Origin of the sequence: Photobacterium chitinilyticum (assembly GCF_004104355.1) — a bacterium.
GTDB classification, from domain to species: Bacteria; Pseudomonadota; Gammaproteobacteria; order Enterobacterales; family Vibrionaceae; genus Photobacterium; species Photobacterium chitinilyticum.
Genome location: NZ_RJLM01000182.1, coordinates 1 through 518, shown reverse-complemented (window position 1 = coordinate 518; position 518 = coordinate 1). Strand labels below are relative to the sequence as shown.

The 518-nt window shown below is 50.6% G+C and carries 4 tRNA genes; all 4 read left to right on the top strand.

Annotated elements, in window-relative coordinates:
• Positions 1–57: 57 nt before the first annotated feature.
• The 4 genes from EDI28_RS26430 (at position 58) to EDI28_RS26415 (ending at position 512) form a co-directional block, all read left to right on the top strand.
• Positions 58–142: transfer RNA gene (locus tag EDI28_RS26430), tRNA-Leu, on the top strand.
• 51 nt (positions 143–193) lie between these two features.
• Positions 194–268 (top strand) — tRNA-Gln (locus EDI28_RS26425).
• A 47-nt stretch (positions 269–315) separates the two neighbouring features.
• A tRNA-Met gene (locus tag EDI28_RS26420) sits at positions 316–392 on the top strand.
• Between the two features lie 35 nt (positions 393–427).
• Positions 428–512 (top strand) — tRNA-Leu (locus tag EDI28_RS26415).
• Positions 513–518: the final 6 nt, after the last annotated feature.

Here is a 518-nt window from a genome sequence, read left to right as displayed (position 1 = left end):
TCGAATCCCGTCGTAGCCACCATCCTCCCTCTACCGGGATGATGTAAAACACTTGATGCGGAAGTGGCGGAATTGGTAGACGCACCAGATTTAGGTTCTGGCGCCGCAAGGTGTGAGAGTTCAAGTCTCTCCTTCCGCACCATTCTCTTCTCTCTTTTGAGACCGAGAGACAGTTCTTAAGTGAACATGCTGTAGGTCTATCGCCAAGCGGTAAGGCAGCGGCTTTTGATGCCGCCATTCCCTGGTTCGAATCCAGGTAGACCTGCCACTATTTAAAGGTGTTGATTGACACGTTGATCAGCAACTTAAAATTGTGGCTACGTAGCTCAGTTGGTTAGAGCACATCACTCATAATGATGGGGTCACAGGTTCGAATCCCGTCGTAGCCACCATCCTCCCTCTACCGGGATGATGTAAAACACTTGATGCGGAAGTGGCGGAATTGGTAGACGCACCAGATTTAGGTTCTGGCGCCGCAAGGTGTGAGAGTTCAAGTCTCTCCTTCCGCACCATTCTCT